The 25,121-nt window shown below is 72.6% G+C and carries 23 protein-coding genes and 2 pseudogenes; 17 read left to right on the top strand and 8 right to left on the bottom strand.

Features of this window, described 5'->3' with window-relative positions:
• Positions 1 to 172: 172 nt before the first annotated feature.
• Positions 173 to 397: pseudogene (locus ACZ4O3_RS33325) on the bottom strand (LysR substrate-binding domain-containing protein); the annotation flags it as partial.
• 282 nt (positions 398 to 679) lie between these two features.
• Here ACZ4O3_RS33325 and ACZ4O3_RS33320 point away from each other — a divergent pair.
• From ACZ4O3_RS33320 to ACZ4O3_RS33310, 3 genes are read left to right on the top strand one after another with little or no spacing between them, the layout of a single operon-like run.
• Positions 680 to 883: a hypothetical protein gene (locus tag ACZ4O3_RS33320; protein ID WP_467725795.1), complete on the top strand. Its 204-nt coding sequence runs from the start codon at positions 680 to 682 to the stop codon at positions 881 to 883.
• A gap of 39 nt (positions 884 to 922) precedes the next feature.
• A complete protein-coding gene (locus ACZ4O3_RS33315) occupies positions 923 to 1,432 on the top strand; it encodes a nuclear transport factor 2 family protein (RefSeq protein WP_467725794.1) in 510 nt (169 codons plus the stop codon).
• Positions 1,389 to 2,450 carry a DUF6215 domain-containing protein gene (locus ACZ4O3_RS33310; RefSeq protein ID WP_467725792.1) on the top strand — a complete coding sequence of 354 codons (1,062 nt, stop codon included), beginning with the start codon at positions 1,389 to 1,391 and terminating at the stop codon, positions 2,448 to 2,450. Before ACZ4O3_RS33315 ends, ACZ4O3_RS33310 begins: the two co-directional genes overlap by 44 nt.
• A gap of 30 nt (positions 2,451 to 2,480) precedes the next feature.
• Here ACZ4O3_RS33310 and ACZ4O3_RS33305 read toward each other — a convergent pair whose 3' ends face one another.
• Both ACZ4O3_RS33305 and ACZ4O3_RS33300 read right to left on the bottom strand, forming a co-directional pair.
• Entirely contained in the window at positions 2,481 to 2,609 is a 129-nt protein-coding gene (locus ACZ4O3_RS33305; RefSeq protein ID WP_362719048.1) for a hypothetical protein, read from the bottom strand.
• A gap of 289 nt (positions 2,610 to 2,898) precedes the next feature.
• Positions 2,899 to 3,030, bottom strand: a complete 132-nt coding sequence (locus ACZ4O3_RS33300; protein ID WP_467725789.1) for a hypothetical protein — start codon at positions 3,028 to 3,030, stop codon at positions 2,899 to 2,901.
• A 171-nt stretch (positions 3,031 to 3,201) separates the two neighbouring features.
• Here ACZ4O3_RS33300 and ACZ4O3_RS33295 point away from each other — a divergent pair, with 171 nt between their 5' ends.
• Complete coding sequence (locus tag ACZ4O3_RS33295; protein ID WP_362719052.1) at positions 3,202 to 3,408, top strand: hypothetical protein; 207 nt, start codon at positions 3,202 to 3,204, stop codon at positions 3,406 to 3,408.
• Positions 3,409 to 3,466: 58 nt separating this feature from the next.
• On the opposite strand, the gene ACZ4O3_RS33290 is transcribed toward ACZ4O3_RS33295, so the two are convergent.
• Positions 3,467 to 8,020 (bottom strand): tetratricopeptide repeat protein, encoded by a 4,554-nt coding sequence (locus ACZ4O3_RS33290; RefSeq protein WP_467725788.1) that lies wholly within the window; start codon positions 8,018 to 8,020, stop codon positions 3,467 to 3,469.
• A 105-nt stretch (positions 8,021 to 8,125) separates the two neighbouring features.
• Here ACZ4O3_RS33290 and ACZ4O3_RS33285 point away from each other — a divergent pair, with 105 nt between their 5' ends.
• From ACZ4O3_RS33285 to ACZ4O3_RS33255, 7 genes are all read left to right on the top strand, one after another.
• Positions 8,126 to 8,452, top strand: coding sequence for a trypco2 family protein (locus ACZ4O3_RS33285; RefSeq protein WP_362719058.1), 327 nt, complete (start codon positions 8,126 to 8,128; stop codon positions 8,450 to 8,452).
• Positions 8,449 to 11,730 (top strand): trypsin-like peptidase domain-containing protein, encoded by a 3,282-nt coding sequence (locus ACZ4O3_RS33280; protein WP_467725786.1) that lies wholly within the window; start codon positions 8,449 to 8,451, stop codon positions 11,728 to 11,730. The genes ACZ4O3_RS33285 and ACZ4O3_RS33280 overlap by 4 nt, the downstream gene beginning before the upstream one ends.
• Before the next feature lie 81 nt (positions 11,731 to 11,811).
• Complete coding sequence (locus ACZ4O3_RS33275) at positions 11,812 to 11,985, top strand: hypothetical protein (RefSeq protein WP_467725785.1); 174 nt, start codon at positions 11,812 to 11,814, stop codon at positions 11,983 to 11,985.
• Positions 11,986 to 12,023: 38 nt separating this feature from the next.
• Positions 12,024 to 13,133 carry a hypothetical protein gene (locus ACZ4O3_RS33270; RefSeq protein ID WP_467725783.1) on the top strand — a complete coding sequence of 370 codons (1,110 nt, stop codon included), beginning with the start codon at positions 12,024 to 12,026 and terminating at the stop codon, positions 13,131 to 13,133.
• A 216-nt stretch (positions 13,134 to 13,349) separates the two neighbouring features.
• Positions 13,350 to 13,664 (top strand): hypothetical protein, encoded by a 315-nt coding sequence (locus ACZ4O3_RS33265; RefSeq protein WP_362722076.1) that lies wholly within the window; start codon positions 13,350 to 13,352, stop codon positions 13,662 to 13,664.
• A gap of 116 nt (positions 13,665 to 13,780) precedes the next feature.
• On the top strand, positions 13,781 to 14,287 hold the full coding sequence (locus tag ACZ4O3_RS33260; RefSeq protein WP_362722073.1) for a MarR family winged helix-turn-helix transcriptional regulator: 507 nt from the start codon (positions 13,781 to 13,783) through the stop codon (positions 14,285 to 14,287).
• Positions 14,288 to 14,449: 162 nt separating this feature from the next.
• A complete protein-coding gene (locus ACZ4O3_RS33255) occupies positions 14,450 to 16,570 on the top strand; it encodes an MMPL family transporter (protein ID WP_467725781.1) in 2,121 nt (706 codons plus the stop codon).
• A gap of 50 nt (positions 16,571 to 16,620) precedes the next feature.
• On the opposite strand, the gene ACZ4O3_RS33250 is transcribed toward ACZ4O3_RS33255, so the two are convergent.
• A complete protein-coding gene (locus tag ACZ4O3_RS33250; protein WP_362731924.1) occupies positions 16,621 to 17,157 on the bottom strand; it encodes a TetR/AcrR family transcriptional regulator in 537 nt (178 codons plus the stop codon).
• Positions 17,158 to 17,232: 75 nt separating this feature from the next.
• Here ACZ4O3_RS33250 and ACZ4O3_RS33245 point away from each other — a divergent pair, with 75 nt between their 5' ends.
• The 3 genes from ACZ4O3_RS33245 to ACZ4O3_RS33235 all read left to right on the top strand — a co-directional run bounded on the left by ACZ4O3_RS33245 (position 17,233) and on the right by ACZ4O3_RS33235 (position 19,553).
• Positions 17,233 to 18,282 carry an aldo/keto reductase gene (locus ACZ4O3_RS33245; protein ID WP_467725780.1) on the top strand — a complete coding sequence of 350 codons (1,050 nt, stop codon included), beginning with the start codon at positions 17,233 to 17,235 and terminating at the stop codon, positions 18,280 to 18,282.
• Positions 18,283 to 18,347: 65 nt separating this feature from the next.
• Positions 18,348 to 19,370: an SDR family oxidoreductase gene (locus ACZ4O3_RS33240; RefSeq protein WP_467725778.1), complete on the top strand. Its 1,023-nt coding sequence runs from the start codon at positions 18,348 to 18,350 to the stop codon at positions 19,368 to 19,370.
• A gap of 3 nt (positions 19,371 to 19,373) precedes the next feature.
• Positions 19,374 to 19,553 carry a hypothetical protein gene (locus ACZ4O3_RS33235; RefSeq protein WP_467725776.1) on the top strand — a complete coding sequence of 60 codons (180 nt, stop codon included), beginning with the start codon at positions 19,374 to 19,376 and terminating at the stop codon, positions 19,551 to 19,553.
• Here ACZ4O3_RS33235 and ACZ4O3_RS33230 read toward each other — a convergent pair.
• Both ACZ4O3_RS33230 and ACZ4O3_RS33225 read right to left on the bottom strand, forming a co-directional pair.
• On the bottom strand, positions 19,547 to 21,172 hold the full coding sequence (locus tag ACZ4O3_RS33230) for a CehA/McbA family metallohydrolase (protein WP_467725775.1): 1,626 nt from the start codon (positions 21,170 to 21,172) through the stop codon (positions 19,547 to 19,549). The two genes, ACZ4O3_RS33235 and ACZ4O3_RS33230, sit on opposite strands and share 7 nt — an antisense overlap.
• Positions 21,173 to 21,424: 252 nt before the next feature.
• The gene (locus tag ACZ4O3_RS33225) at positions 21,425 to 21,652 is read right to left on the bottom strand and encodes a hypothetical protein (RefSeq protein ID WP_467725891.1); all 228 of its coding nucleotides are present in this window, start codon (positions 21,650 to 21,652) and stop codon (positions 21,425 to 21,427) included.
• Here ACZ4O3_RS33225 and ACZ4O3_RS33220 point away from each other — a divergent pair.
• Positions 21,582 to 22,251, top strand: a pseudogene (locus ACZ4O3_RS33220) (zinc-binding dehydrogenase); the annotation flags it as partial. The gene ACZ4O3_RS33225 and the pseudogene ACZ4O3_RS33220 overlap by 71 nt on opposite strands.
• 77 nt (positions 22,252 to 22,328) lie before the next feature.
• The gene (locus tag ACZ4O3_RS33215; RefSeq protein WP_467725883.1) at positions 22,329 to 23,180 is read left to right on the top strand and encodes an aldo/keto reductase; all 852 of its coding nucleotides are present in this window, start codon (positions 22,329 to 22,331) and stop codon (positions 23,178 to 23,180) included.
• Positions 23,181 to 23,234: 54 nt separating this feature from the next.
• On the opposite strand, the gene ACZ4O3_RS33210 is transcribed toward ACZ4O3_RS33215, so the two are convergent.
• On the bottom strand, positions 23,235 to 23,873 hold the full coding sequence (locus ACZ4O3_RS33210) for an HD domain-containing protein (RefSeq protein ID WP_362716459.1): 639 nt from the start codon (positions 23,871 to 23,873) through the stop codon (positions 23,235 to 23,237).
• A 134-nt stretch (positions 23,874 to 24,007) separates the two neighbouring features.
• Between ACZ4O3_RS33210 and ACZ4O3_RS33205 the strand changes: the two genes are divergently transcribed.
• Positions 24,008 to 24,982 (top strand): GlxA family transcriptional regulator, encoded by a 975-nt coding sequence (locus ACZ4O3_RS33205; protein ID WP_467725773.1) that lies wholly within the window; start codon positions 24,008 to 24,010, stop codon positions 24,980 to 24,982.
• Positions 24,983 to 25,121 lie beyond the last annotated feature (139 nt).

The raw sequence follows: 25,121 nt of genomic DNA, 5'->3' as shown, positions 1-25,121 counted from the left end.
CTCGTGGGCCGTCGCGATCAGGGCGCGCGCTCGGAGGGGACGGCCAGGGAGAACGGCCAGACCAGGTCCGCGTCGTCGACGGTCGACGTGGCGACGTCCGCTGCCCTGACGAGAGCGCCACGCCCAGGCCGCCGCGGACGTAGGCCACGCCGGTGGGGAGGTCGGTGATCTCCAGGGCGACGCGCCGGGTGACGGAGGCGGTGGCGAAGGCTCGGTCGGCGACGGTCCGGATGCCGTAGCTCACGGGGAAGTCCACGCAGTCCGGGCCGTCCAGTTCCGTGATCGGCACGGTGTGGCGACGGGCGAGCGGATGGCCGGCCGGCACGACGAGGTCGAGCACCGGGGCGGTGAGGTCGGTGAGCGTGACGCCCGGCGAGATCGGTCCGGTCACCGACATTCGTTGGACAGCGGCGGTGACGTTCACCGATTCTTGTCACCGGAGGAACTCCCCTCTTTATCAATTCCGGGTCCCGCCCTGTTCGGAAAGCACCGACAGGGCGGTCAGGAAGCATGCCGAATAAGTCGGGGAACGAGGAGAGAGCCGTCATGACCACGTCGAAGAATCAGGCACCCCACGCTGGACTACTACCCGGAGTGGCTCGATAGTCTCGCCGACGACGTCATCCTTCGGGGCAACTTCGCCAACGGTGAGGTTCTCGGCAGGGAAAAGGTAGGCCAGTTGCTGGGATCCGCCCGCAGCAACTACGCCTTCCAGGACTTCCGTTTCTTCGGAAAAAGCGGCGAGCTCTTCCTGGAGGACTACCGCTCCACCGTCCGCGGGAGCGAGAGTTACCGCCCGGGTGGAATCGAGGTCGGCGGCCGTCGTCGCCGCCCCGCTGAGGGGCCGGACCGGCGGGGAGTGACCGCGTCCCTTCGTCCATAGTTAGAGGGTATAGCGAACGTACTTGCATATCGCGATGCTGTGTGTGGGGACTTCTTCGGCGTCATGGTCACCACCGCTGCTCTCGGTACCACCGCCTCCGCCGCGCAGCCTGCCGGCCGGCATCTGCCCAGGGTCGTCACCGACTGGTCCGCCGCCTGGAACGGCGCCGACCCCGATGCCCTCGGCTCCCTGTCCGCCGCCGACGGCACCTGCACCGACCAGGGCATAGGCGTCACCTTCCATGGGCGTCAGGAGATCGCCGGGTGGAAGGCCCGTACCGACAGCCTCATCGGGAACGTCCACGTCACCGTGCGCGCCGCCTGTCGGGACGGCCACCGGATCGCCGCCGACCAGGACTTCTACAGCCTGGGCGCGGTCCCGGCCCAGTCCGGGCCGCCCGCCGACTGGGCCCCGCCGACGCCTCGACCTCTCCGGCGTGCCCCGCGCGACCGGAACTGTGGCCTCCACCACGGCGTTCGGGGTCTTGTTCTGGTGAGATCACCGGGTGCTCGGTATCCTCCTCCGCTTCCTGCCGTTCTGGGTCCGTGAGCCCTTGCTCATCGCGATCGGGTCCGTTCTCGGCGTACGCATCATGTATCTCGCCGTCCGCGATCACGACGGGATCGCGGCGGGTCTCGGCGCGGTGTTCCTCGTGTTCACCGCGGTACGAGTCCACGCGGTGGTCCGGGCCCTGCGCGCACGCCGGAACCCGAACCCGGCAACGTCCGCGGATGCGGCGGCGGTCGGCATCGTCAGCGCTGCCACGGCTGTCCCCCAGCCCCAGGCTCAGACCCGGATCCACGCCCAGACCCAGACCCAGACGCAGGCCCAGGCCGTGACGGGTTCGCGTCCCGGCTCCGGTGTTCAGGAGAAGGAGCCCAACGCCTGGGTCCAAGCCGTCGCGGCCGTGGCCCTGTTCGGGGCCATTGGGGCCGCGCTGTGGGTGGTTCCCCGCATGACGCCGTCCGCCGACAGCACTCCGCACCCCGCTTCGTGTGCGAGCGGGGAACACGGGAAGCTGCCGAAGGCCTACCGGCGGACGCCCCGGCCCGTCACGGGTGACGAGCTGTGCGAGGCGCTCAACCGGCCGGACCTGGCCGAGCTCCTCGGAACGCCTGGAGAGACCGCGGCCTCCGCTTCCGGCACCAGCGACTCCGCCCCGCTGACCGGCGGGAAAGTCGCCCGGCCACAGGCCCAGGTCTCCTTCGACACGTACACCGTGAATGTCTCGGCCACTTACAACGAGCTGTCGACGGACCAGTACGTGAAGCTCATGAAGTTCGGCCACGAGCAGGACATCAGGACCCTCACGGTTCTCGGCCGGCCGGCGGTCCTCTTCTCCGATCACACCATGAGGTTCGAGATAGATCTCGGAGGCGGCGGATCCGGCGGACCGGTCCAACAGGGTCCCCTGGCCAGGACGTTGTCCGTGGCCCTGGACCGCAAGGACCGGGGCGGCTACTGCGAGATCACGGTGTGGAGCGCGTCAGGAGCCCTCCCGGAGGACGGCGCTCTCCTCGGCCTCGCCGAGCGGATTCTGCCGAGGATTCCCGAACGGCCCGTCTGATCCGGTCGCGCCGCCTGCCTCGCGTGCCGGTCAGGAGCGCGTCGCGTCCGGCGGCAGCAGCGCGTTGTGCGCGTCGGCCGGTGGCTCGTCGTTCGACAGCTCCACCACCGGGCGGCGCTCCGGACGGAACGTGGCGGCGCACGGGTACAGCCGCAGCACGTATCGACGCGAACAGGCGGGCCGCGCCGGCGCCTGTCATCTCGGCCGGCTCCTCGAACGGCGCGCTGCTCCAACTGGGCACCTCCACCTTGTCGGTGACGGTGAGCGGTGCCTGGCAGCTTCCCGGGCCCCGGACTTCGTCGGCCAGCGCGGTCAGGAAGCCGTCCGAGTGGCCGGTGAAGGTGGTACCGGTGCCGAAGTCGACGGCATGGACGCACACTTCGCGGGCGCGCAGCCACGGCAGCTCGGTGGCGGGGACCGGGCGGCCCCGGGCGGTGACGACCCGGTGTCACCCCAGCTCGCCGCCGAGCTGCCCGACGTGCCGGGCGAGGGTATGGCGGCCCCGCCAACGGGACTCGCCGGTGCCGCGCTGGTCGTAGCGGTACGAGCGCCCCCGACGCAACCGTACCCAGCCGGTCATCGGCGCGTGCCCTGCGTCCTCGTCAAGGTCACCGCCGCGAACCCACCGGTGTCACCCGGGCTCCGCCAAAGGAAGGAAGCAGGCTCAGCCAGTCTGGTGCCGAGCCGGTGCGCACCGGGCGCGGCACAAAATCCCGGCGCCGGACCGCACATGCTCATTACCCTGCCGCTCATGCCCAGTGCCACAAGCCCAGCCGACACCATGTTCCAGCGCCTCCTGTGCTGCGTCTGCGGACGGAGCACCGACGACGCCGACGACTACGTACTCCTCGGGATCAGCGCCCCCGGCACCCCCACCGTGCAGTGGCTCGGCGCACACGCCGAACACCTCAACAGCGCGCTCGCCCGCGGTTTCTCCGTCGACGTGCACGAGATGTGACTCCGTGCCGGGGGGGCGGCCACGGGGCGCTTCCCGGGCAGAGCACGGCGGAACGCCGCTACGCCGGACGCGCCTCCTCGGCGAGGCGGTGCCAGCCGTACCGAAGGGCGATCCGCCCCGCCTCCTCCAGGGCGGCGGACGAGGGCTGCACACGGCCCTGAAGGATCAGCGCCGAGGCCAGGTCGAAGGCGTAGGCCGTGGGCTCCTCGGCGAAGCGGCCGCGGACCAGGGCCACCGCCTTTCCGGCGGCGGCCTTCGCCTCCGCGTGGCGGCCCACGGCGCGCAGGGCGAGCGCGTAGGGGCCCAGTGCCTGAGCGAAGCCCGACGCGTACACCTCCGGCACCTTCTCCGCGAGGGAGCGCTGGAGGTCGACCGAACGCAGTGCGGGCGCGAGTGCCCGGTCCGCCTGGCCGAGCCCGATGTGCGCTCTGGCGATGACCTCGAACGCCGTGGCCACCTCGATGTCCATGTCGGGGTCCTCGGAGTCGAGCAGGTGCAGGGACTCCTCGGCGAGTTCGACGGCGCGTCCGCCGGAACCGGTCTCGGCCAGTTCCCAGGCCAGGGACAGCGCTGCCGACGCCACGTCGAGGGAGAGTTCCCGGTTACGGCGCAGCGCCTCCTCGCAGGCCTCGATCGAGGCCTGCTGCATCCGCTCCCGGGACAGGGCGGACGCGTACCAGGCGAGCGCCTGGCAGAGCAGCGCCTCGGCCTCGGCGGAGTCCGGTGCCAGCTCGCGACACCTCCCCACGGCCTTCGCGGCCACCTCCAGACCTTGATGCTCGCCCGCCTCCACCAGTGCCTCCGCGTGTGCGATCAGTGCCTCGGCCTCGCTTTCGGGCGGGAGCCCGGCCGCGGCGGGATGCCGGTGCACGGAGAGAGCCTCGGCCGTCACCTCGGCGACCTCACGCCGACGGCCGACATTGTGCAGGGCGTCGGCCAGATGCCGCAGATCGTGGAGCAGGACCGGCAGATGATCCGGCCGCTCCTTGACCACCTGTCGTGACAGCGATGCCGCCTCACGGAAAAGGCCGACCGCGTCGTGAGGGCGGCCCAGGTCCTCGAGCGCGATACCGCGCGTGCTGAGGGCCTTGGACAGTGCCTTCCGGTAGGGAGCAGGGTGATGCCGTGCCGTGCGCAGCAGGCCGACGGTGCGTTCGGCGAGGACGAGCACGTCGTTCCAGCGGTCCAGGAGGATCAGGGCCGCCACCCAGTTGGCGCCGACATCGGCCAGAGCATGCAGTTGGGCGCCGGGCTCGGCTTCGGCGAACGGGACGAGGAGTTCGTACGCCTCCTGGTAGTGCGTCAGGGCCTCCTCCTCGCCCAGGTCGGTGAGGATGTTGCCCAGTACGTCGACGGCGACCGCCAGGCGGGGCGCGTGGACTTCTGGTTCCGTCGCGACGAGCTCCCTGAACAGGTCGATCGATGCCCTGACGGTCCGCAGGCCCTCCGAGTGCCGTCCGGTGTCGCTCAAGAAGTTGCCGAGATTGCACAACGCGTCGGCCAGCGCCGGGCGGTAGGCGTCGGGCAGCGTCCGCATGCCTTCCCGGAAGAGCAGGACCGCTTCCCGCACGGCCCGCACGGCCTCTTCCGGCTGCTCCTCCTCGGAGCGCTGGTTGGCCAGGTTGTTCAGCGCCGTACCCATCGAGTACCGGTAGACGAGCGGCTGCCGCTCGGCCAGCGGCCTCAGCAGCTTCACCGCCTCCTCCGCCGCCGCGACCGCTCGTGTGCCGTCTCCGCACGACCGGAAGACCTGCACGGCACTGGAGAGGGCGTCGGCCAGCTTCGGCAGGTGCCGGGCGGGGGAGCGGTCGGCGATCTTCCGGTACATGTCCAGGGCTTCGTCCATGGCGGCCTCGGCCTCGTGATGACGGTCGGCCTCTTCGAGCTGGTTGCCCAGATTGACCAGTGCGTCCGCGAGTTCGGGGACGAAACTGTCGGGTGTCTCCCGGGCAAGGTCGCGGTAGGCGGCCACGGCGTCCGCGGCCGCCGCGACGGCTTCGGACCTGAGCCCGGCCCAGGCCAGCGCGTGCGACAGGTTGTGGCAGGCGAGCGCGACGTCGGGCGCGTAGACCGGATCGTTCGCCGCAAGGCTCCGGTAGCGTTCCACGGCGGTTCGAGCCGGCGCGACAGCCTCCGTCCGCGAACCGGCGTCCCCCAGCTGGTTGGCGAGGTTCGTCTCGGCCATGGCCACATCACGGACATGCCGTTCCGGATCGTCTTCGCTCAGCCGGCGGTAGCACTCGAGCACCTCTCGGGCGGACGCCAGCGCCTCCAGCGTGCGGCCGGTGTCGGCGAGCAGACCCGTGCGGGTGTTGAGCGAGAGGGCGAGATCCTCCTGCGCGCCGGGATCACCGCGCACCGCCAGCTCCTTCCGGAGCGCGATCGCCTCCTGGACGGCGGGCAGCGCCTGTTCGGCCCGGTCCACCTCGCCCAGCCGGATGGCGTAGCGATGGAGACGGCCGGCGAGTTCGGCGGTTCCACCGGTGGTGACGTCGCGTGCCCGGCGGGCGAGGAGCGCCGCGAGATCGGCGGCCCACTGGTCGAGCGCCAGCGTCGGGAGCGGCACGGCCTCGTACAACTCACGGGCGAGCGCCGCGTCGTTGCCGGGACGACGCTCCAGGTCCTCCAGCACGGTGTCGAGTGCCCGGCGCAGCGGGGCCGGCTCCGCCACCTCCGTGGCCGTCCGTACGGCGGACAGGGCGAGTTGCCCGGGGTGCCGGGTCACCACCTCGCGCAGCCGCTCCGCCACCGGGGCCTGGTGCGGTACCGCGCGGGAGAGGACATGGAAGGCTGATTCGACCTGCCGTCGGCCGGCCGTCGGCAACAGCCACTCCAGCAGCCGCTGCTCCTCCGCCAGCACGCTGCCCACCAGGAACTCGCCCAGCCGGTCGGGTTGCAGCGCCCCCCAGTAGCGCCCGTCCGACGGGTACAGGCCGGCCAGCCAGCGTGCCGCGTCGGTGCGGTCGGCAGCGGCCACACCGTCCCGCGGCAGCCGCTCCAGCGTGACCACCGCCTCGTCCATGTCCGCGGCTCCGCACAACGTCGCGGCCGCGACCAGCACGTTCAGCTCCTTGCGGGTCAGACCGTGAAGTCCGAACGGCTTCAACGTCCTCCGCCAGTGCTTGTGCTCGTGCAGAAGCAGGATCACCTCGTCCGGTTCGCCACCCGTCACGGGTACCGGGTCCACGTGCTGGAGCAGGGCCACCAGGACGGCCATATGGAGGTTCAGGGCCCCGGCGAAACGTTGGTCGGTGACGTCCGGGACGGGTGCGTCGAGCGGGTCGGTGCCGGGACGCAGTCCGCCCAGGCGCTCACCGAGCTCACGCGCCGCGAACCGTGCGGCTTCACCGCGGTCCTCCGGGGACGGTGCGAGCGCGGGCAGAGCGAAGGAGTCGGGTCCGTCGTCCAGCAGCCGGCGGGCGCGGGCGTACTCCCCGGCCGCCGTCCACCATTCGCCGGCCTTCCGGGCGAGCAGAAGGATCCGTACGGGAGGGAGGCCGGGCTCGACGTGCAAGGCCTCGCACAGGGACCGCACCTGACCCGTCCTGGCCTCGGCATAGTCCAGGACGAGCAGGAGCGGCACCGAACGGGCGGCGAGGAACGCGCGCAGTTCGTCCAAGTCGGCCCGGTCGGCGAGGAATCCGGCGGCCCAGCCCGCCCGGCGCGCTTCCTCGACGGCGGCCAGGGCCAGCCGGGTCTTGCCCTGACCGCCCGGTCCGGTGACCAGACGAACCGCCGCGGACCGGTCGCCGTCCCGCCAGTCGGCGATGTCACGGAGTTCCGCGCACCGGCCGCGGAACCGGACGACACCCGCCTCCGGGCGGAGCAGGGAGACCGGAGAGTCCATCGCGTGCCCGGTGTGAGGGTGCAGCAGCGGCTGCAGCTCGGCGGCGCGCAGCCCCTCGGCCGGCAGCCGCAGCAGGTCGCGCAGGCCGGGGTCGTCCCACAGCGGGGCAAGGTCCTGGACGAACAGCCGGCCCGACTCGGGTTCGGGCCTGGCGTTCACCACCACGCCCACCAGCAGGCCGTTGCAGAGCACGCCCGACCCGGACATCCCTTTCCACCGGGAAGCCGCCCGGCGGCCCGCGAGTGCCGCCGGAACCGGACCGCGCACTCGTAACTCATGCCAACCGATCGCGGGGACAGGGGAGTTCATGACGCCGTCGATCTGTGCCGTGTCCCGGAACGCGGGCATCCCCTCGACGTCGAACACGGTGGAACCGCTCGGGAACCCGGTCGCCGACACCAGGGCCCGGCAGGGGTCGGTGACCAATCGCCCCCACTGGTGCGGAGCCAGCCCCGGTGATTCCGCCAGCCGTGGATCCGCGCAGTGCAACACCGCCAGATCCACCGCGTCCCGGCCGGGCGAGGTCTGGCCCCGGGGTACGTAACGGCGGTACACCACCGTGCACTTCAGCCAGTCCCGGTCGGGTCCGGCCACCGGACGCACCAAGATCTCACCGGTTCCGGGCTCGGGCACCAGATGGGCCGCGGTCAGGACATGTCCGCCGGGCAGCAGCCGACCCGAACCCATGGTCACGCGGGATGAGCCGGCCGGATACGCGGCGACCTCGACGACCCCGTCGTCCGACCGCTGCCCGTCGACCGCCATGAATCGCCTCCGTGGATGCCCTGCTGCGCCCGTGACGGGATTGTGGCAGCGATAGGACCGGTTGACGGTGGGTAGGGCTGTTTTGCAGTCGGACGGAGGAGGGGCATGGCCGAGCATGCTGGCGCCGGGACGGCGGTCGAACTCGCCGAGGCGATCGAGTCGCTTCGAGCCCAACTGGAGGCCGCCCGGCGGCTCGCGCCGCCCGGAAGCCTGCGCTTCGAGGTCGGTCCCGTCGAACTCGAGTTCCAGGTGGAGCTGGTGAGCGGGGCCGAGGTCAGTGGGGGCGCCAAGTTCTACGTACTGTCCGCAGGCGGCCGGCGGAACACGGAGAACCGGACCACGCACTCGGTACGGCTCACCCTCACCCCGCAGAGCCCGGCGGGCGGTCCGCTGGAGGTCTCCGGCACCACGGCGCACGTGCCCGGACAGTGACCAGGTCCCGGACGCCCGCCGCCGGACGGGCGGTGGAGGTCTACCGGGCCAGGACGACGGGCTGGCACGCGATGGGGACCGGCTTCCTGGTGGACGGCGGCCTCGTGCTCACCGCCGGTCATGTCGCCGGTCCGGCGGGAGGCCGGGCCCTGGTACGGATTCCCGGCCGGACCGAGCCCTTGACCTGCGTGGTCCTGTGGTCCCGGCACGACGAGCCGTACGGGACCGGCGTCGACGCGGCGCTGCTCGGCCTCGACGAGCGCGGCTTTCGGCCACCGGGTGCCCTGCCCCCACTGGGCTGGGGACGGCTCGACGGCACCCGGGGCGCCCGGGCGGTCGAAGCCGTCGGCTTCCCGGCCGGTATGGAACTGCTCACCGAGGGCGCGCTCGCCTTCCGCGACAGCGCCCATGTCACCGGGGAGATCGTCCCGGGCAGCCGTCTCAAGGCCGGCCGCTACGAGATCGCGGTCCGGACCCCGGTCCCACCCGCCCGGCCGAGAGGTCCCGCCCCGCCGACCGCCGACGCGGGGCGCTGCCCGCCGTCCCGCTGGAGCGGCATGTCCGGCGCGGGCGTGGTGTGCGAGGGGCTGCTGGTCGGTCTCGTGGCGGTCGACCCGGGCGATCCGACCGGGGGCGCGCTCACCGCCGTCCCCGTCGAGTCCCTCCTCGCCGATCCGGACGCGGCACGGCTCCTCGGCGGCGTACGCCCGCGCAGCGTCGAGCTCGCCTCCGTACTGCTCCCACCGCCCGCACCGCCCGGCTCACCGGCGGGCCTGCTCCGGGCGGAGGTCAGCCCGGTCGGCTGCCACGGACGGGACGACCTGCTCGCCACGCTCACCGACTGGTGTCAGGAACCGGCGGAGTTCTCCCTGCGGTTGCTGACCGGCCCCGGTGGCCGTGGCAAGACCCGGCTCGGCCGGGAACTGGTGGAGCGTATGACCGATCGCGGCTGGGCGGCCGGCTTTCTGGACGACCAGTGCCCCGACGACGACCTCGACAGGCTCGCCACCCTGTCGGATCCGCTGCTGCTGGTGATGGACTACGCCGAGACCCGCCCCGACCAGCTACGGGCCTGCCTGCGCGTCATGCGGCCGGGCACCGGCAGCGGAACGAGGGTGCGGCTGCTGTTGCTCGCCCGGGCCGCGGGGGAGTGGTGGCGGCAGGCCCGAGCGACCACGCGGGCGCTGCGCGAGTTGCCGGCGGCCGCGGTACGGGAACTGGAGCCACTGGCCCCTGACGCGCAGAGCCGGGCCGAGGCCTTCAGACAGGTGGTCGACGAACTGGCCCCCGCACTGGCGGCGTTGCCCGGCATGCCGGCCAAGGCGGGCGCCGCGCCGCACGTCACGCTCCGTCTGGCCGACCGGCGCCACCGGGGGGCACTCGCCCTGAACGTGGCCGCGCTCACCGCGCTGCTGGAACGCGACGGACCCGTGCCCGGACGAGGCGGCCCCACCGCGGACGGGGAAGAGACGCTGCTCCTGCACGAAGAGCGGTACTGGACGCAGAGCGCGAACGCCCATGGCATCGGCCACCTCCACCCCGCGACCCTGCGCCAGCTGGTGGCCGCCGCAACGCTGCACCGGGCCGCAACCCTCGCCGAGGCCCGCGCCTTCCTGACCGGCCTCGCCTGCCTGACGGGTGAGACCGCCAACACCGCCCTCGCCGCCGCGGTCTGGCTCCACGAGCTGTACGGCGGTCAGGACGGCTACTGGACCGGCCTGGCCCCGGACCCCCTCGGCGCCTACCAGGTCGGCGAGACACTCCGGGACTTCCCCGAACTCCTGCCCGAGATCACCGGACGGGCGACCCGGGAGCGGGCCCGCCACGTGCTGCGGGTGCTCTGCCGGGCGCGGGAGCCCTTCCCGGAACTGGGGGAGCGGATCATCGAGGCCGTGACGGCCCGCCCGCGCCCGCTGGCCCTCGCCGCCGTCGACCTGATGCCCCAGGAACCCGACACCACCCTGACCACCGCGCTCGACGCGGTCCTGGCGAACGTGACGTCCGACGAGGCGCTGCCCGCCGATCTGCTGTCCGCCGTACCGCGCCACACCGAGGTCCTCGCCCGTTCCGCCCTGGCCATGGCCCGGCAGAACGTCGCCCGCCTGCGGACCGCGCCGGACGCCGCACCGGCTCGACTCGCCGACGCCCTGCGCGTCTTCGCCTACCGGCTCTCCGCGGCCGGAGACTATCCGGAGGCGGTCGCGGCGGCGGAGGAAGCCGTAGGACTGCGCAGCGGTGGTGCCGGGAAGGCGGAGCTGATCGACGTGCTCCTCGGCTACGGCGCCCGCCTCGACGAGGTGGGACGGCACGAGGAGGCGGCACGCGCCGGGGACCGTCTGCTGGTCCTGTCCGGGGACGGCGCGGGCTCCCCGGCGCGTGCCGCGGACGACGCCGAGGACCAGGAACGGCTGGCCAGGATCCTGCACCACCACGCCTGTTGGTGCCACCGGGCCGGCCGGTCCGCCGACGCGCTGTACGCGGGTGCCCGCAGTGTCGAGATCCGCAGGCTGCTCGCGGCTCGGGACCCCGGCCGGCCGGCCGGGGAACTGGCCGGCTCGCTGCTGAACCACGCGCTGTACCTCCAGGCCGACGGCAACCCGGAGGCGGCTGCCGGGCCGCTGGGCGAGGCCGTCGCGATGCTGCGGCGGCTGGCCGATGAGTCATCGGACGGCCATCTCGCCGCACTGGGCAGAGCCCTTCACGACCAGGGCCGCCTGTATGCCGCGCTGCGCGAGCCCGACCGAGCACTCATGTGCGCCGAGGAAGCGGCGGTCATCCACCGCGGGCTGGCCGGGGACGGCACCTCGCCGCCTCGGACGTCGGACCTGGCGGCCGTACTGGTCGGCCTGGCCGCCCGGTTGACGGACGCGGGCCGGACCGGGTCCGCCCTGGACACCCTCGCCGAGGCCGTCGCCCTGCGCCGGACGCTCGCGGCGGACGGCGGCTCCGCCGCCACCGGCCGACTGGCCGTGGCCCTCACCGACCAAGCCGTACTGCTGTGGCACACGGGCCGGTCGGAGGACGCCGAGCGCGTGACCGACGAGGCGGTCCGCGCCCTGACGGTGGCACGCACGGCCGGATGGCGCCCGCCGGGGCCGGGCCCGACCGCCGGGCGGATCCTGCTGTACCGGGGACTGGCTCTCGGGGCCCGCGATCCGGCGGCCGCACGCGAGTTCCTGCGCCAGGCGGCCGAGGACGCCGTGCGCTGCGGTGCCACCGGCCTCGCGGACCGCTGCGCGGCGGCGCTGCGCGGTCTGGCCCCCGGCCGGGCCACGTGACGACCGACCAGCGCCGGGGCCGACGAGGCGTCGGCGACCCGGTAGGCTCGCGCTCGGAGGGTGACGTGAGGGGAGAACATCATGCCTGAGCAGTCGTCGCACGCCGATGCGCCGGAGCAGGAAGCGGCCGCGGACCTCGCGCCGCCCGCTGCCCCGCCCGCGCCCGAGCAGCAGCCGCTCGGCGCCGAACTCAGCGACCACGAGTTCACGATGACCGAGGTCGGGGACGAACTCGACGAACTGCCCGCCGAATGACGGCATCCGTCCGGCCCCGCGCCTCGGACGGATCATCTGTGCCGCCGGATGCGGATCCGCGTGCCGTACAGGTCCGCGGACCCGAGGGCGAGGGTGCCGGCTACCTCCTCGACGGGGGCCTGCTGCTCACCTCGGCGGAACTGGTGGGCACCGCACCCTCCACCGTCACCTTTCGGCTGCCCGGCGCCGACCGCCCCTGGCGGTGCGCGATGCGGTGGCACCGCTACGACCCGGCCCGGCCCCGGGCCGCGCGGCTCGACGCGGCGCTGCTGCGCGTCCTCGACGACGACTGGGACGAGGGCCGGATGCGGAGCCGGTCGCCGTCACCACGCTGGGGCAGACTGGCTACCCGCCGCCCGTCCGTCCCCGTCAGCGTCACCGTCTTTCCCGGCCGGGATGCGGTGGTCGTCCAGGGCACGGTCAACGCCGGGTCATCGGTCAAAGCCGGCCGCTACCACGTGACGCTGCCCGGCTCGGCGTCTGCGGCCGGCCCCGAGCCGTGGCCCGGGACGGCGGGTGCCGCGGTGGTGTGCCACGGACTCGTCCTCGGCGTGGTGGCCGACGCAGGCCGTGAACCCGGCACGGCGTGGCTGAGCGTGGTGCCGGCGGAGGCACTGGTGCGGGACTCCGGCTTCCGCGCCCTGGCAGCTCCCGGGCCGCTGGAGGCGGCCGAACTCCAGACCGTTCTCGAGGAGGGGCCGACCGCGCCCCAAGGACCGGAACCGGTCGAAGCGGAGTCACTGACGCGGTGGTGCGAAGAGCGGGACTCCTTCTCGTCACGGCTCGTCGTCGGAGCGGACGACGACCACCGGCGGCGCCTGGCCCAGGCGTTGCTCGGGAGGATGAGCGGACGGGACTGGGCCACCGGCTTCGTCGCCACCGCCGCCGACCAGCGTGCGCTGGACGTCGTCGCCGACACCGCGGTGCCCCTGCTCCTCGTCGTCGACCACGCGGACACCCGGTCCGAGACCCTGCTCGCCCTGCTGGACACCGTCGCCCGTCGCGCGTTCGCCGCGCCCGCCACCCGTTTCCGGCTGCTGCTCCTGGCGGACGACGACGGGGACTGGTGGTGGGAGGCCCGGAGCGAGTCGCCGGTGCTGCGTGACGTGCCGGCCGACACGGTACTGACGTTGCACAGCCCCCGCTGAGTCGCCGGTGTGGGCGGGCCCCGCTGGTCCAGGCCGTCGAGGTCGTGTCCGGTGGTGAGCCGGGCCCGTACCGTGACGTGGGGTTGCCCGGGTGCCCGCCGGGCCGGCGTGTGTCCGTCCTGGGTGGCGGAGACGTCACCGGTCAGGCGCAGAGCCGTCACCGCTCGGCTCCCGGCCGCCAGCACGAAGCAGCGGCCCTTCGGTGACCGCCGGCCGGTGGCGGCCACGACGTGCTGCCCGAACCGGCTGCACGCGCCGGTGGACCGGGCGCCTGCCACCGTGCGCACCGGCTCGGCCGGGCCGTCGCGGCTCGTACGCAGGCCCACCCTGACATCGCCGGGACCGCGCCACGAGTCGGCGCGGGCGCAGGTCCACACGGCCTGCCCGCCGCCGTCGGGCAGATCCTGCTCGGCGAAGTCCCACGCGTTCACCGCCCGTACGCCCGCCCCGCGCAGCGACGTCAGCGCGCACGCCTGGTGCGCCCAGGCCGGCAGGGCGGCGCCGCCGGTGGCCTCCCGGGGCTGCGAGTGAATCCGGTACCGGTCACCGCCCGACCCGTGACCTGCGGAGGCCTGGACCGGCCCGGGCGTGTCGCCCGCCTGCCGCCATGGGCCGGGACTGGCCGGAGGCTTCTATAGGCTGGCCGTGTGACCACAGCGGACGACCAGCAGCGGCGCCCTTCGGCGGCCGGACCCTCCGGTGGGGCGGCGGGGACGGAACTGCACACGCTCGCCGTCCGGTTGCGCCGGATGAACGGTGAGATCAACCGGCTGGTCCACGGTTTCGCCGGCGAGCAGGGTCTGCACGCCACGGACGTCCAGGCGCTCGCCGCGATCCTGGACGCCGAGGACCCGATGACCCCCGGACGACTGCGCGCGCACCTGGGCCTGACCTCGGGCGCCGTCACCGCCTGCCTCGACCGGCTCGAACGGGCCGGGCACATCCGCCGGGTCCGCGAGAGCGCCGACCGCCGGGTGGTGCACCTGTACTACGCGGCCGACGCCAGGGCCGCCGCGCGCAGTTACTTCCGGCCGCTGGCCCAGGCGGCGGAAGCCGCCCGGGCCCGCTTCACCGACGAGGAACTGGACGTCGTGCTGCGCTTCCTGGCGGCCATGAACGAGGAACTCGTCCCGGTCAGGTCCCCCGGCGCCTGACCGTCCGGGCGAGGAACCGCTCCGCGTCCGTCGCATCCGGCGGGGCCCCGGGCGCGGAAGAGGTGGCGTCACCCACGATCGTCCGGCGGTCTTATATCTTGATGATTGAGATTGTTTTTCCTTGAGATATCTGCCGTCCCCGTCCGCGTTGCCAGGAGATCCATGTCCCTCACCTCGCGCCGAGCCCGCTTCCTCGTGCCGCTGCTCCTGCTGCTCGTCTGGCTGGGCGTCGGCGGGACCCTCGGCCCCTACGCCGGCCGGCTCGGCGAGGTCGCCACCAACGACCAGGCCGCGTTCCTGCCGCGCAGCGCCGAGTCCACCCAGGTCGTCGCCGCCCGGCAGGAGCTGCGGCAGGACGAGACGCTGCCCGTCGTCGTCCTGTGGACCGCGGGCACGGGCGGGTCGGTGCGGGACCGCAAGGCCACCGCCACCCGCGCGCTGGCCTCCCTCGCCGGCACCCCCGGAGTCGTCGGCCGGGCGTCGCCGGCCCTGCTGTCGAAGGACGGTGCCGCCCTCGAAGGCGTGGTGCAGCTCCGGCCGGACCTCGGCGACCGGCTGCCCGGCACCCTCGACCGGGTCCGTGCGGCGGCACAGCGCGTACCCGGTGTCACGGTCCAGCTGGCCGGACCGGCCGCCGCCCAGGCCGACCTGGCCGACGCGTTCGCCGGCGTCGACGGACTGCTGCTCGCCGTCGCCCTGGTGACCGTGCTGGTCATCCTGCTCCTCGTCTACCGCAGCGTCCTGCTGCCGCTCGTCATCATCCTCGGTGCCGTGTTCGCCCTGGGCCTGGCCTGCGCGATCGTGTACGTCCTCGCCGACCACGACCTGGTCCGGGTGGACGGGCAGGTGCAGGGCATCCTCTCGATCCTGGTCATCGGCGCCGCCACCGACTACGCCCTGCTGATCACCGCCCGGTTCCGGGAGGAACTCGCCGCGCACGCCGACCAGTTCGCCGCCGCCCGGGCCGCGCTGCGCCGCTCCTGGGGAGCGGTCGTGGCCAGCGCCGCGACGGTCGCGCTCGGCCTGCTGGCGCTGCTGCTCAGCGACCTCACCAACAACCGGGCGCTCGGACCCGTCGGCGCGATCGGCATCGTCTGCGCGGTCGTCTCCGCGCTCACGTTCCTGCCCGCCGTGCTCGTCCTGCTGGGGCGGGCCGCGTACTGGCCGGCCGCGCCCCGCCCGGCGGACGGCCCGTCCGGCGGGCACGGAGTGTGGCGCCGCGTGGCCGCGCTCGTCGACAGGTCGCCCCGCAAGGTCTGGGCGGTGTCGCTGGCCGGCCTGCTGCTGAGCGCCGCGTTCGCCCCGACCCTGGTCTCCAGGGGCGTCGCCCTCGACGAGACCTTCGTCGACGACACGCCGTCCGTCGTCGCCCAGCAGACCCTGGCCCGGCACTTCCCGGGCGGCTCGGGCAACCCGGCCGTCGTCATCGCCAGGGCGGACCGGCTCGACCGCGTGCTCGCGACCGCCCGTGACACCGACGGCGTCGCCTCGGCGGCCGCGGTCGCCGCGTCGGGACGGCCCGGCGACGACCCGCAGATCGCCGGCGGACGGGTGCGGGTGGACGTCACGCTCGACTCCGCCGCCGACAGCGAGGCCGCCGAGCGGAGCGTCGTCCGGCTGCGCACCGCCCTGCACGCGCTGCCGGGCGCGGACGCGAAGGTCGGCGGCTACACCGCCCAGCGCTACGACACCCAGCGCACCGCCGTGCACGACCGCACGCTGATCGTGCCCGTCGTCCTCGCGATCATCTTCGTGATCCTCACCGTGCTGCTGCGCTCGCTGCTCACCCCGGCGCTGCTGGTCGCCACCGTGGGCCTCAACTTCCTTGCCACGCTGGGGGTCTCCTCGCTCGTCTTCCGCCACGTGTTCGGGTTCAACGGCACGGATCCCTCGGTCCCGCTGTACGGCTTCGTGTTCCTGGTGGCGCTCGGTGTCGACTACAACATCTTCCTCATGTCACGCGTCCGTGAGGAGACCCTGCGGCACGGCGCGCGCGAGGGCGTGCGGCGCGGGCTGGTCGGCACCGGCGGCGTGATCACGTCGGCGGGCGTGGTGCTGGCGGCCACCTTCGCCGCGCTCGCGGTGATCCCGCTGACCTTCCTGGCGCAGATCGCGTTCATCGTCGCCTTCGGCGTTCTCCTCGACACCCTGGTGGTGCGGTCCCTGCTGGTGCCCGCGCTCGTCCGGGACCTCGGAGAGGTGGCCTGGTGGCCGGGCCGTCCCGGTGCCGGCCGCGTGCACGGGCCGCGTACGCCGGAACCGGAGGGAACCCGAGTCGCCTGACGTCCCGGGTGCGGCCCCGCCGGCGTGGCGGGGCCGCGGCGCCGTGCCGGCTACCGGGGCGTGCGCAGTCCGTCGAGGATGAGCGCGAGCATGTGGGGTGCGCGGTCCTCGGGGCTGGACGCGGCACGCCACAGCGCGCCGGTGAGCTGGAGGAAGTCGCCGGGGTCGGCGTCCGTGCGGATGCTTCCGTCCCTCTTCCCGGCGTCGAGGAGCTCGGTGATCGCGGTGATGACCGGCCCGTAGCTCTGCTCGGTGATCGTCTGGTGCGCGCCGGGGCTGAGGGCGTCGCCGAGGCCGTGCTTTCTGCGCATGGCCTCCACGAGGTCGGTCGTCCAGTGGCGCAGCGCTTCCAGGGGCGGCATCCCGTCCAGCAGGTCGGGCACGGTGGCGACGATGCGTGTCACCTCGTCCTGGTAGACGGCCAGCACCAGAGCCTCGCGCGTGGGGAAGTTGCGGTACAGGGTGCCCGCGCCGACACCCGCGCGCTGGGCGACCTGGTTCATCGAGGCGCCGCCGTCCTTGGCGAATGCCTCCCGGGCGGCCGCGAGGATGCGTGCCCGGTTCTCCCGGGCGTCTGAACGGACCACAAGACCTCACTTGATAAGTGGAGAGCTCTCCATTACGTTATCTGGAGAGTTCTCCACTTACTTTAGAGGGGCATCATGCGGTACATCAAGCTCGGCACCACAGGGATGGACGTGTCACCGATCGCGATCGGTGCCATGACCTACGGCGAACCTGACCGCGGGCATCCCGTCTGGTCGAAGGGCGAAGAGGACGCGCGCCCGCTCGTCAAGCACGCGCTGGACGCGGGGATCAACTTCTTCGACACCGCGAACATGTACTCCAACGGCTCCAGCGAGGAGATCCTCGGCCGCGCGCTCAGGGACTTCGCCGACCGCGACGCCGTGGTCATCGCCACGAAACTGCGTCACCCGATGCGGGTGGGGCCCAACGGCCGCGGTCTGTCACGCAAGGCGGTCATGACCGAGGTCGACCACTCGCTGCGCCGCCTCGGCACGGACTACATCGACCTGTACCAGATCCACCGCAACGACCACGCCACCCCGTGGGAGGAGACGCTCGAGGCGCTCAGCGACCTCGTCAAGGCGGGCAAGGTCCGCTACCTCGGCGCCTCGTCCATGCACGCCTGGGAGTTCGCGAAGGCACTGCACCTGCAGAAGCAGAACGGCTGGGCGAGGTTCGTGTCCATGCAGGACCACTACAACCTGCTCGCCCGCGAGGAGGAGCGGGAGATGATCCCGCTCTGCCTGGACGAGGGCGTCGGCACGGTCGTCTGGTCTCCGCTCGCCCGCGGCCGCCTCGCCCGTGCCTGGGACGACGCCCGCTCGACGGCGCGCTCCGAGGCGGACGGAGCGTACGCGGACAGCCTGTACTCGCCCGAGCAGGAGGCGTCCAACCACGCCATCATCGACGCGGTCGGACAGGTCGCGGACGCCCACGGCGCCAGCCGCGCCCAGGTCGCGCTCGCCTGGCTGCGCCGCCGGCCGGTCGTCACCGCACCGCTGGTCGGCGCCGGCTCGACCCGGCAGATCGACGAGGCGGTGGCCTCCCTCGACATCGAACTCACCGACGACGAGGTGCGCGCCCTGGAGGCCCCGTACACCCCACGCCACGACTGGCAGGGCGTCTCCGACGAGGCCGAGATGGAAGCCATCCGCAAGCGCGTGCCCGGCATGGCACTCGCATGAGACCCCCCGCCCGCACGATGCGCGAACCGAAGGCACAAGAGCCACCGAAGGCACAAGAGACAGAGATGACACGGGTACTGGTCACCGGCGGAACGGGATTCATCGGGAGCTGGTGCGTCCTGGCCCTGCTCGAAGCCGGGCACACCGTACGCACCACAGTCCGCGACCTGCGGCGCGAGCCGGCGCTGCGCTCCTGGCTCCACGCGGCGGCGCCGTTCGACGACGACCGCCTCACGGTCGTACGCGCCGACCTAGAACACCCCGACGGCTGGGGGGAGGCCGTCGCCGACTGCGACTTCGTCCTCCATGTCGCCTCGTCGACCCTGCGCCGTAGGCCGGCGAACGACGACGAGCTGGTGACCCCGGCACGGGAGGGCGTCCTGCGGGTGCTGCGTGCCGCACGCGACGCCGGGGTGCGCCGGGTGGTCCTGACGAGCGCGTTCGGCGCCGTCGGCATCGGACATCCGCCACGTTCGACCCCGTTCACGGAGGAGGACTGGACCGACGTCGACGCCGGCATCCCGCCCTACCAGCGGTCCAAGACGCTCGCCGAGCGCGCGGCCTGGCAGTTCGTCGCGGACGAAGGCGCTGGACTGGAACTGACGGCGGTTCATCCCGTAGGAGTCCTCGGGCCCCTCCTCGGCCCCGACGACCCGCCGTCCCTGCGTCTGGTGCGCAGAATGCTGGAGGGCCAGGTGCCCGCGTGCCCTCCCTTCGGCATGGGCTTCGTCGACGTCCGCGATGTCGCGGATCTGCACCTGCGCGCGATGACCGATCCGGCGGCCGCCGGCGAGCGGTTCCTCGCGACCGCCGGGCGCGGCCTGCGCGTCATCGGGATCGCACGCATCCTCCACGACCGTCTGGGTGAGCGTGCCACGAAGGCACCGACCCGTGAAATGCCCGTGTGGCTCGCCCGCGCGCTGAGTGCCGTCAACCCGGAACTGCGACTGCTCAGGCACCAGTTGGGCAAGTATCCCGACGCCACCAGCGCCAAGGCGGAGCGCCTTCTGGGGTGGCGGGCACGACCGATCGAGGACACCGTCGCGGAGACAGCCGAAAGCCTCCTCGCCCACGGCATCGGGAACTGACCGGTGCGTCGTCGGGCTCTTGTCCGCGACGGGTTCTCCACCGACGACGGGCTGCTGGGCCTGCTGTCCGGCTCGGTCCGCCGGCACCACGACGGTGAACCGGGCCGGTGCTCCTCCCACCGAGCGGCCGTGGCCGCGGGGTTCCGCGAGCGGAACACCGCGGCGTCCGGCGTCCGTCAGTGACGGTTCGGCGTGAGGAAGATGGGGTTGGTCAGGGCTGCCATGGGGCCGAACAGCAGGGCGTCGCCCATCGTGTTGCCCTGCCCCGGGGAGCCGTTCGCCATCGGGTGACGTACCTCGGCGCGGACGTAGGCGGCCAGGGAAGCCGTCGTACGCCACACCACCGTGCCCTCGCCCGCGGCGTCCACCGACTCCTGGTGCATCTGGCCCTCGTCCGTGATGAAGCGGACGGTGCCGTTGGGGACGCCCTTCACGTCCAGCCTGATGTCCACGGGAGCTTCGGCGGGTACCGTCAGCGTCTCGCCGATGCCGGCCTGGCGCGCGTTCCCGCTGGCGGTGAACGAGAGCTGGACGGCCGAGGACTCCGCGATCCAGCTGCGTCCGGCGCGGATGCCGTCCATGACGGCGTCGGTGCTCAGGTCCTCGGCGAGGACGACGTTGTGCGGCAGGCCGATCACCTGCGGCTCGCTGTGCGCGTCGCTGTTGCCCATGGCGGGGACCCACCGCCCGCCCGAGCGGACGGCTTCGCCGATCTTCTGGTCCCAGGTGCTGATGGCGTGCTCGTCGTCGTACGTCCACGGGCCGGTCCACACCTCGGTGGCGTCGGCGTCGTCGAAGCCGAACTTCCACTGGCTCGCGACGTAGGCGCAGTACATGTGCGCCGGGACCACGAGACCGCCGCCACGGCGCACCTTGCGCGCGAAGCGGGGGAACGCGTCGTCACGGTTGCGGTAGCGCCAGTCGATCCAGTCGCCGGCAGGCAGGCCCAGAGCCAGCCAGTGCCCGTTGCGGGTGGTGACCTCCTCACCGGTGATGATCAGCAGGTCGGAACCGGCGAAGTCGCCCCATACCGCGTGGGCGGAGGAGGTGTTGTGGTCGGTGGAGACCATGAAGTCCAGGCCGGCGGCGCGGGCTCCCGCCGCCACCTCCACGGGCTGACGCTTGCCGTCGGAGTGGACCGTGTGCAGGTGGCAGTCTCCGCGGTACCAGGCACGGCCGCGTCCCTTGGCCCGCTGCGGCGGGTAATTGCGCGGGGCGGCGGGGCCGGCCGGGCCGTACGTCAGGGTGATCTGCACCTGGTAGTTCAGCCCCTGCGGTGCCACCTGGTAGGGGCCCAGTACGACGTGCCAGGTGCCGTGGCCGACGGGTCCGGGGAGATATCCCGGTGTGGCCTCGCTGTTGCTGATCTCGAACGAGGTCCGGGCACCACCGGACCATCCGCGGAAGCCCCGGCCGCCGAGCGCGACACCGTGCTCGTCGAAGACGCCGATGTCGCACGAGTTGCCCGGCGTGCCCGAGGGGACGGCCGGCTTGTCGTAGGAGTACGACACGGTGATCTTCTGTACACCCTTGGGTACTTCGACCGGCAGGTAGACGAAGTCCGCCACACCGGTGTCCAGATGCCCGCTGATGGTGCGGGTCACTTCGCCCGTCCCGGGCGGCGTGCTTCGCACCGATGCGTCCGCGCTCTGCGCGAAGGAGACCGACTCGAGGGTGAGCGCCGCGGCACCGGCGGCCGCCGCGGCCAGGAACCGGCGGCGCCCGGGCGCGCTCGTCGCGTCGTCGCTCTGCTCGACGTGGAGGACGTCCACCTCGTGTTCGCAATGTCCGTCAAGACACATGTGCCCTCATGGTGTGTGGTCGCTACATGGATTCGCGTCGACTGTTCCGGGGCGTCGTGAACGGCGGATGAGCAATGGACGACCGGATCGGCAATTGCCGTAGGAACATCCACGACCGTGGACCCGTCCGGACCGTCCGGTTCCCTCCGCGTCGATCGGAGGTGACCGGACCACCGGTGGCGGCGCGGCTCCACCCCGCTCCGGTGATCCCAGCGCCGGACGCGCGGCCGCAGGCCCGCCGTGACCCGTTCCTCACCACAGACGTACGCCGCATGCCCTTTCGGCGAGGCCGTCGAGGTCGGCCCATGCCTCATCGGGCAGGGCGGCTTCGCTCCAGCGGGCGGCGGCCGCGACCTCGTCGCCGGAGCGGAAGCCCGCGACCACACAGGCCACCTCGGGACTGCGCAGGGGGAGGAACGGTGTCGACGGCGGCCAGGGGGAGGCGGCGCGCGTGCCGCTGGCCGACGGCACCCTCGTCAAGCTCTCCGTCGGCGTCGACGACGCGCTCATTCCCTCCCTGCTCACCCTCTCCGACGTGCTGGCCGGGCAGCACGGTCACCGTGATCGGGGACGGCGCGGTCGGCCTCCTCGCGGTCCTCGCGTCGAAGAGGCTGGGAGCCGAGCAGATCGTCCTGATGGGCCGGCACCCCGCCCGCACCGGCCTCGGCCGTGTCTTCGGCGCCACCGACGTGGTCGCCGAACGCGGGGCGGAGGGCATCGAGAAGGTACGCGAGCTCACCGGTGGCGGCAGCCCCGTCGTCATCGAGGCGGTCGGGCACCGGCCCGCCTACGAGCAGGCCTACGGAGTGGTCCGCCCCGGCGGCACCATCAGCCGCGTGGGCGCGCCGCAGTACGGGCAGGCCCCGGTCGGCTTCGGCAGCCTCTTCGGCCACAACATCACCCTGACCGGAGGTCCCGCCCCGGCCCGCGCCCACATCGACGAGCTGCTGCCCGACGTACTGGAGGGCCGTATCGAACCCGGCCGGGTCCTCGACCGTACCGTCGGCCTCGACGGCGTCCCGGAGGGCTACCGGGCCATGGACGCGCGCGAGGCGCTGAAGGTGCTGGTGCGGCCGTGAACGGCAGGTCCCGGACCGACCGGGTGGCCGGCGCGGCGGGCGTGCCGCGGACCCTCACCCTGAACAACGGCGTGGAGATGCCCGCCCTCGGGCTCGGTGTCTTCCAGACACCGCCCGGCGAGACCAGGGACGCCGTCACGGCCGCGCTCGAACTCGGATACCGGCACATCGACACCGCCGCGGCCTACGGCAACGAGCGCGAGGTCGGCCAGGCCGTCCGCGACTCCGGCGTGCCGCGCGACGAGCTCTTCATCGAGACCAAGATCTGGATCAGCGACTACGGATACGACGAGACCCTGCACGGCTTCGACAAGAGCGCCGCGAAGCTCGGCGTCGACCGGATCGACCTGCTCATCCTGCACCAGGCACTCCCCTCCGACTTCGACCGGACCATCGCCGCCTACCACGCCCTGGAGAAGCTCCTGGCCGACGGAAAGGTCCGTGCCATCGGCGTCAGCAACTTCATGGCCGGCCACCTGACCGCACTGCTCGACGCGACGTCGGTCGTCCCCGCCGTCAACCAGCTGGAGATCCACCCCTACTTCCAGCAGCGCGCCGTCCTCGGCTTCGACGACGAGCACGGCATCCTCGACCAGGCGTGGTCCCCCATCGGCGGGATCACCTTCTACCCGGGCTACGGCCAGGACCGCAGGAGCGTCCTGCGGGACCCGGTCGTCACGCGCCTCGCCGGAGCGCACGGCAGGAGCCCGGCCCAGGTGCTGCTGCGCTGGGGGCTCCAGCAGGGCCGCTCCGTCATCCCCAAGTCCACCCGCCGCGAGCGGATCGCCGAGAACATCGACGTCTTCGACTTCGAGCCCACCACCGATGAGCTCGCCGCCCTCGACGCACTGGAGACCGGCCGGCGCGGCGACCCCGAGCCCGAAGCCGTCACGCTCGCCGCCTACGGCCGCGCCATCCCCGAGGCATGAGGGAACCGGATGCGGGCTCCGGGGGAGATCTCGTTTCGGCTGGGTTCCGCGGCCTCAATTCGGCCAGGGTGCGTTCATCACACGCTCGACCATCGTCGGGCTGCGGAAACCCGGGATGAAATGTTCCAGCACGTCCGCGTTGACGGTCCCGTACGTCGTGTCGGGACGATTCTTCAGTCCGTCGACGAACGCCCGCAAGAAACCTTCCTTGAATTGTCCGCGCGGATGAGCGGCGACGATCTCGTCCACTCGGCCGCCGTCCAGTCGCTCGAGCCCCCAGCCGATCGCGTCCGTCAGGACGCCGTAGTTCGTGGCGGCAGCCTCCGGGCCCATCCGGCCGGGAATCCCCGGGGTGGTGTGCAGTGCGATCGCCGTCCAGACCACCTCCGCGGCGCTCTTGGAGAAGCCATGGTCGATCAGGAACCGGTAGGCGTGGTCGGCGCCGTCGACCTCGAAGCGCTGCTCGACCTCCGAGAACGGGGTCGACAGCCCCGTGTCGTGGAACATCGCCGAAATGTAGAGCAACTCCGGATCCGGCCGCAGACCGAGTGCGCGGGCCTGCAGAGAACCGAACAGAAATACTCGCCGGGAGTGGTGGAAGATCAGCGGTCCGGCCGTTTCCCGAAGGAATTCGGTGGCCTCCGTCACAGCCGCCGTCTCGGGAATTTCCACTGCTGCGATGATGTCGGTCATGATGTTCGCGCTTTCGGTGTGATCGTGCGGAGCGGGCTGTTCGCCTCATCTCCACGGTGCCGATCGCGCGGCCCGCGCCGCCACCCCGGCACGGCCATGAACCACTCGAATCCGGACACCTGGGGAACGGGACAGTGAGCTCCGCACCGCATCGGGTCGCGATCCTCGTCTACGACGGGGTCGCACTGCTGGACGTCGCCGGTCCCGCGGAGGTGTTCGGGGAGGCGAACCGGCTGGGTGCCGACTACCGGATCGCCCTGCTGTCGGCGACCGGCACCGCTGTCACCTCCTCGACCGGCATCCGGATCGCCGTGGACGGCGGCCCGGCCGCCGAACCGGACCCCGACACCTTCGTGATGCCGGGCGGGGCCGTCTATCCCCGGGCGCCCGTCACCCGCGAACTGACCGACGCAACCAGGGAACTGGCGGGCCGCTCCGGCCGGGTGGCGTCCGTCTGCTCGGGGGCGTTCGTCCTGGGCGCCACCGGCCTCCTGGACGGCAAGCGCGCGACCACCCACTGGAAGATCGCGGGCGAACTCGCCGAGCGTCATCCGCGGATCCAGGTCGAACCAGACGCCATCTACGTCCGCGACGGCACCACCTACACCTCGGCCGGCGTCACCGCCGGCATCGACCTGACGCTGGCCCTCGTCGAGGAGGACCATGGCGCCGACGTCAGCCGGGACGTCGCCCGCGCCCTGGTCGTCTATCTGCAACGCGCGGGCGGCCAGTCGCAGTTCTCCGCACCGCTGCAGGGGCCGCCGCCCCGGTCCCCGGCCCTGCGTACGGTCGTCGACCTGGTGACGGCGGATCCCGGAGGCAACCACTCGGTCGACGAACTCGCCGGGCACCTCCACCTCAGCCCCCGCCATCTCACACGCCTGTTCCGGGAGGAGCTGTCCACCACACCCGCCCGGTACGTCGAGTCCATCCGCTTCGGCATCGCCAGGTCCCTGCTCGACCAGGGGCACACCGCGACCCGTGCGGCCTCCCTGGCCGGGTTCCCGAGCTACGAAAGCCTCCGCCGTGTCTTCGCCCGGGAGCTCTCCGTCGCTCCCGCCGCCTACCAGCGCCGCGTCAGCACTGCCCGCCGTGATGCCCCGGGGTAACCCGCATCCGCAAGGAATCGACAATCGCTTGCAGGATTCTTACTGATCGATGGAAAGAAGCGTCCACCATCTTGTCCGGCCGTCCTGGCGCACCCTAATGTCCCGGTACGCAGCGGCACGGCCCGTTCCCGCCGTCCCG

It is taken from the genome of Streptomyces sp. NPDC026515 (genome assembly GCF_055567595.1).
Note: the sequence above shows the minus strand (reverse complement) of the source record. Positions and strands in the feature narration are given on the sequence as shown.